Source organism: Weizmannia agrestimuris, assembly GCF_943193165.1.
GTDB lineage: Bacteria > Bacillota > Bacilli > Bacillales > Bacillaceae_C > Weizmannia > Weizmannia faecalis.
The window spans coordinates 1-6590 of record NZ_CALPDC010000076.1; the positions used below are offsets into that span (position 1 = coordinate 1).

5 protein-coding genes are annotated in these 6590 nt (G+C 39.9%); 3 read left to right on the top strand and 2 right to left on the bottom strand.

What is annotated here, in order from left to right:
- Positions 1–262: 262 nt before the first annotated feature.
- Positions 263–1300 (bottom strand): RpnC/YadD family protein, encoded by a 1038-nt coding sequence (locus tag NFR98_RS15340; RefSeq protein ID WP_014097410.1) that lies wholly within the window; start codon positions 1298–1300, stop codon positions 263–265.
- 545 nt (positions 1301–1845) lie between these two features.
- Between NFR98_RS15340 and NFR98_RS15345 the strand changes: the two genes are divergently transcribed.
- A complete protein-coding gene (locus tag NFR98_RS15345) occupies positions 1846–2532 on the top strand; it encodes a response regulator transcription factor (protein ID WP_251460541.1) in 687 nt (228 codons plus the stop codon).
- Positions 2532–3890 carry a sensor histidine kinase gene (locus NFR98_RS15350; protein WP_061086854.1) on the top strand — a complete coding sequence of 453 codons (1359 nt, stop codon included), beginning with the start codon at positions 2532–2534 and terminating at the stop codon, positions 3888–3890. Before NFR98_RS15345 ends, NFR98_RS15350 begins: the two co-directional genes overlap by 1 nt.
- Positions 3891–4069: 179 nt before the next feature.
- On the opposite strand, the gene NFR98_RS15355 is transcribed toward NFR98_RS15350, so the two are convergent.
- Positions 4070–4702 (bottom strand): DUF5666 domain-containing protein, encoded by a 633-nt coding sequence (locus tag NFR98_RS15355; protein WP_014097407.1) that lies wholly within the window; start codon positions 4700–4702, stop codon positions 4070–4072.
- Positions 4703–5006: 304 nt separating this feature from the next.
- Between NFR98_RS15355 and NFR98_RS15360 the strand changes: the two genes are divergently transcribed.
- Positions 5007–6320, top strand: a complete 1314-nt coding sequence (locus NFR98_RS15360) for an IS1380-like element ISBco1 family transposase (RefSeq protein WP_017554688.1) — start codon at positions 5007–5009, stop codon at positions 6318–6320.
- Positions 6321–6590: the final 270 nt, after the last annotated feature.

Consider the following 6590-nt stretch of genomic DNA (forward strand, 5'->3'; position numbering starts at 1 on the left):
ACAGTTTAGATAAAAGTTGAGACGGCCCCACATGTAAGGTTAAAATTTGATCTGACATAAAAATTTCCTCATCTTCCCGTAATTAGATAATCATTCAATTCTACAAAGAAGGAGAAAATTCCTTTAAAAAAATCATAAAATGGAAAAATTTACGTGCGGAATATGCGTTAAGAAATTTTCAGTGGCAATTAATGAGTGCTCCTCTAAAATCACTATTTCTTTGATTATATAGAAAGGCAGCCCATCCCTTGTCTCAATTCATTTAGTTATTCACACATTTTTTAATTTTTTTCACTTCATCTATACTGAGTTTTACCATTTTTGCAACTTTTTCAACTGAAAATCCTTCCCTTAATAACTCGGCTGCCAAATTCCTTTTTTCTTCCATTTTCCCTTTTTCAATCCCTATTTCAATTCCTTCTTCCTTCCCCTTTTCAATCCCTTTTTCAATCCCTTTTTCTATCCCTATTTCAATTCCTTCTTCTTTCACAGTTTTCAGATACTCTGCAAATGTAGGAGCTTCTTTAAGCTCTTCAGAATACAGCATATGGTTTGCCTCCTTTTCAATGTGAATAAATAACTCTTTCGTTAATTGTTTTGTTAACTCACCAGGAAGATACAGAAGATAGTCAATAAAGTAACAAAGCGCTTCCGCATAATTAGAACTAAGATTTTGGTTGGATAAGATGAATTCTTTTAACAATTTTTTCTTAACTTCATATCGTTTCTGATAGTTCTTTTCCGTTAGATGAAGGTAAATACCCGCCAATACTGCAATGGCAAAAGGGTTCGTAGACTTTTTCAAAGAAGGAATGTCCGCTTCATTAAACTTATAAGTGTTAAAGCGATACGTAAGTTCAGTGCCGTAAAAGGAGTATTGGAACGGCTCTGAGTTATTTGATTTAGACAAATCGGTCAAAATCGCAATGGAATAAATGTTTTCTTGGAAGCGATCAAACAAGCGATAAAAATAAGTAAACATTCGTTTGGAAAAGTCCGGATCTTGTTTTTCTTGAATTTCAATGTGAATGAATACATATTTTTCTTCGCCGTTTTTCAAGGAAACCTTTACAATTTTGTCTGCAATTCTTTTCCCTTTTTTATGCTTGATGATGACTTTGTGCAGTTCCTGTTCGAGAAAAACAATTCCTTTTCCAAAATCAATGGTCTCATACAAATCAGGTGCAAAGAATAAAATAAATTCCTCAAACAGTTCACTTATAATTTTCTTCCAAAGCCCGTCGTAATCAGTTCCGGGTAAATAGTTTACCTTTTTCTCCAGAATAAGTACTTCTCCCATTATTTTACCCCATCCTTTGCTAAAATTGAATTATTAATCATATTATACATGATAAGAACGTTTGTTTCCACAAAATTTTTCGACCACTATATTGTGCTCCACCAGGTTTTATCCATAGGCCGAATGAAGAACACCGGAAGCGATTAAACGCACACTACCCAAAGTGGTATGGCAATTTAGGCAGTGGAAGCTTTTTTCAAGGAACGGAGCTGAACAACTTCGAAAGGGCCAACATTGCCAGCAGCTCCACCCACCAATCCGGCATGGTCGGAAAGAAAATTTCCAAAACGATCTGGATATCCCGGTGGAAGTGGAATACGCGACGACTTCCGCGACTTCCAACAACCCTCTCTGTTATATCAAATCATTCAGTTCATTCATTTTTTGACTTTGAGGCGATGGGCCGGAAGAGTTTAAAAACCGTTTCAACGCACTTTGATTTTTCAAACAAAAGTACTGACTGCATTCCTTTCAAAACAGAAAATTGTTAAAATAATGATGGGAATGCACTTTCAGAAGGAGCTGGTCCAGAATTGTCAAAAATCATGATTGTGGAAGACGATGTGAAAATTGCACTGGTGCTGGAGCTCGAATTGCAGCATGAGCACTATGATACCGTTTGGGTAGAGAACGGATCACAAGCACTCAACCTGCTAGAAAGCGAAGATTGGGATTTGGTACTGCTGGATGTGATGATCCCCTGCTTGAGCGGTCTCGAGGTTTTGCGGCGCTACCGTATGAGAAACAGCCGGACACCGGTCATTTTGCTGACAGCCCGCAATTCTGTCCTCGATAAGGTGAACGGGCTAGACCATGGTGCAAATGACTATATTACAAAGCCTTTCAATATTGAGGAATTGCTCGCGCGGATCCGTGCCGCGCTGAGAACGGGTGCACTCCATACCGGCAAATCCGAAAACAGCAAGAAACACGAATATGCCCTTGCCGATTTGCTTGTCAACACGGCAACAAGGCAGGTGACAAGAGGCGGCAAACCGATTGAATTGACAAAACGGGAATTTGATCTTTTATGCTATTTGTTAAAGAATAAACGCATTGTATTAAACCGAGAACAGTTGTTAAATGAAGTATGGGGATTTGAATATGCGGGAGATACGAATGTTGTAGATGTTTATATTGGCTATTTGCGCAAAAAAATTGACCACGGGCACGAAACAGCGCTGATCCACACAGTGAGGGGCGTTGGTTATACAATGAAGGAGACGGGTTAATGTCGATTAAGAAAAAACTTTCGGCATTGCTTATTCTCTGGTCTTTTATTGTGCTCTTTGCCGGCAATACCATTGTATTTTTGGCGTTTCTTTATTTTTCAAAAGACCGGTTGGAAACAAGCCTGGAGAACAGTGCTGAACAATTAGCTGAAAGTGTGGGCAGCGGGGATGCGCTTTTTTCCGATCCGGAACCGATATTGCAAACGCATGTACCGGATGAAGGGATGATCCGTTTATTTAATGCACAGCACCAAAAGATTTATGTAAAAGCGGATGAAGAGGACCTGTTGTCCATCAAACCGGTGTTTCCGAAAGATGACCAAACCCGTACTGTTAAAGGTGAGGATTTCACTGCTATTGTGGCCTCCTATCCGATCATGGAAAACGGAAAATACCTTGGAATGTTGGAACTCTCCGTGGTCCCCGAAGACATATTTGAAGACAGCCGACTGCTGCTTACGATCTTACTGGCCTCCTCTGCTGTTTTAATTGTGCTGGCCGCATTTGTAGGTGTAAAAACTTCCGGTCTGTTCTTAAAACCGGTCTCAACGATGATGAAGACGATGGCGGATATTGAAGAAAACGGCCGCTTTGAAAAGATCCCGCTTGCCCTGAATCATCACGATGAACTGTACCAAATGGCGCTTACCTTTAATGCCATGATTGACCGGCTTGAGGCCATGTTTAAAAAGCAGGAGCAATTTATCTATGACGCCTCCCATGAACTGAAAACACCGCTTACGGTTATTGAAAGCTATGCTGCCATGTTACGGCGCTGGGGAAAAGATGATCCCGAAATCCTGGCTGAAGGGATTGCCGCCATTTCGGATGAAAGCCGGAGACTCAATTCGATCGCCGAGCAGCTGCTTGCGCTTGCCCGTAGTGAAGATGTTTCGTATGAGTTGCAACCGGTTGATGCCGCCAATCTTTGCAGGCAAACTGCAAAGCGGCTCAGCCAATCATCCAACCGCAGCATTTCTGTGAAAGCTGAAACACCCGGGCTGTATGCATGGACCAATGAAGAAAAGTTTGTCCAGGTGCTGGTCATCCTTTTGGACAATGCACTGAAATACAGCCGCTTTCCCGTACAGATTGAAGTGGGAAGCGATAATGATTTTGTGACGGTCACCGTAATAGATCACGGCACCGGCATTCCAAAAGAAGACTTGCCGCATCTCTTTGAACGGTTTTACCGGGTCGACAAAGCGCGAACACGGGGAACCGGCGGGACCGGACTGGGCCTTTCGATCGCCCATTCAATTATGACCCAGCATGGCGGGGGGATTAAAATTGAAAGCGAAGAAGGAAAAGGGACGCGGGTGTGCCTGCAGTTTAAAAAAGTGGTTGATGCCTCATGATCCATCCAGACGGCTCCGGTTTCTTGCGGAGGCGGCCGGGATTCCTGCTGTTTGCTCTTGCCTGTTCCGCTTTGATTCATCCCCTGCATTCATTTTTCAAAAAAGCAAACCGGTATAATTTGCAAAAAAACTGCCTGGGTTTTGGCAGTTTTTTACTCGTGTATTCCTAATTTTCACGGTCAGTCATCATAGCCATCAAGAAATTCGTCATCAAGTTCTGCAGATAAAATTTTATCATGTTCATCAAGATCCAATTCGACTGGTACACCCTTTAGACTGCCACGGTAGCCGTCCCGGTCAAGACGGTAGAAGTGCCCCTTTGTAAAGCTTTTTGTTGTGCCATTCGCCTCAACCTTCATTGATTCTTTTTCGTCTGATACGATAACAGCTTTCACATCCATTGTCCGTTCTGTTTCGATTTTTACCGCTTCTTCTCCTGACGCCTTCAATTCAACAAGCACGCCTTTTTTTAACGGCAAGGAAAAATCTTCGACTACTGTTTGATTCGTCAACTTGAATGTTTCGCTTCCGCCGAACGGAAATGAAACGGTAATGCTTTGTTTATCCAGCGCAGTGACTTTGCCTTCTGTTTCGCGAATGACTGGATTAGCTGTTTTGCTCTGCCCGCCTTCTTTATTAACTGTGTAAGAAGCAACAGGTTCCTCTTTTTTTGCTTCTGGCGCAGAAATGGTTTCGGCTGGGTCTGAATAAACGACTGGCCGTTCTTCTTTCATATTCATTCCGACAGCAATGCCGGCTCCCCCTGCAACGGAGAGGACTATTACCCCGATTAAAACTTTTATCCACTTCATTACGGTTCAATCCCCTTTCACTTGTTTGTTACTATATATTAGTCAGAAAATTTAATAAGACCTTAAGCAAAACCTGAATCCGTGACGAAATTTTCACTTAACGTTAACCCATTCGCATGAAATCTAGTATAATACGCATATCTATTAATCTGAATTATTCACAGAAATTCAGAAACTTATTATAACTTATGGATTACCAAGTCTTTTCGGCTTTATTGTAATTCATTAAAAAAATGAAAAAAGAATCCATTTCTGTTAAAGTTAAAGTAACCAAAACAAAAACCAAACAGAAAGGATTCTTTATATGGTTACTTTAACGCAAAAAACACTTGATTTCAATCATAAAATTAAATTGTCAAATGATGGAGGTTCTCTTTCCTCCGATACAGGTGAGTTTCTTTTTAGAGAATTCGATGAAAAAATTGGTTTTTCAAAGACTTTAGTTAAGTACTTGAGACTTAACGATTCAAGGAAATATTATCTTCATTCAAATGAAAACTTGTTACGTCAAAAAGTCTATCAACTCATTGCCGGGTATGCGGAAGATGATGCGGCTGATCAGTTGACTCATGATCCTGTGTTTAAGGAAATCATTGAAACTCCAACACTTGCTTCCCAGCCCAGTTTGTCTCGCTTTTATACACGATTTGATAAAGATTCAATTGAACAATTAAATCTGGCTAACCAAGAAATGCTTGATAAGATTCATTGTTTTCGACAATCGAAAGAGTTATTTATCGACTTGGATTCGACTCATTCGGATACATATGGGGACCAAGAATCTTCGTCATATAATACTCATTATGGCACGATGGGTTTTCATCCATTAGTCGCCTTTGATGGTGCGACTGGTGACTTTTTGAAAGCACAACTCCGTCCCGGAAATGTTTATACATCAAATGGTGTGGTGGAATTTATTCGGCCTCTCATTAAACATTATAACGAAATGTTTCCGGAAACTACCCTGTTTCTTCGTGGAGATAGCGGGTTTGCTGTTCCGGGATTATACGATCTGTGTGAAGAAGAATCTGTTTTGTATATTATTCGGTTGAAATCGAATTCACAACTACAAAGTTTAGCGAAAGAATACCATCCTTCTTCCGCACCTTTAGATGTTTCCAAGACGGAAACCTATTATGAAGAAACGATTTACCAAGCAAAATCATGGTCAAAACCAAGAAGGGTGATTATTCAATCGGTACGTCCTGCAGGTGAGCTGTTCTTTACCCATTCCTTTTTTGTTACTAACTTTGAATTAGCTTTCCCTCAAGATATCGTCCGAGCTTATCAAAAAAGAGGGACGATGGAAAACTATATCAAAGAAGCAAAAAATGGCTTTTACTTTGATCATATGAATAGCCACGCTTTTCTAGTGAACGAAGTAAAAATGATGTTAACACTTCTTGCATATAATTTGACCAATTGGTTACGAACTCTTTGTTTTCCGGAAGGTCAAAAAACTATGCAAATTGATACGATACGTACTCGGTTAATTAAAGCGGCAAGTAAAGTCGTGAAATCAGGCAGATCCCTTTACTTCAAACTATCATCGAGTTTTGTGTATCAAAATTTCTTTTGGGATGTACTGAATCGAATTCAAAAGCTACAATTGGAATGACCAATAGAATACTTCTCATAGCTGAAAAAATAAATTTTTCAGTCAAGGGGCAAGTATGCCCAAAATACCAGAATTGTTCTATTGAAAATTCAGTTATTTTATGAATTGGCTACGGTTCTTAATTAAATACCGTTATTTTCAACTAATTTAACAAAATTTATCAAATGGGATTTGTAGCTATGAATATTTCAGGATTAAATTTAACTCATTCCACATTCAGGTGATCTAATGAAAAAGTTAGTGATAGAAGCCACGAAAGAACGAATTGTT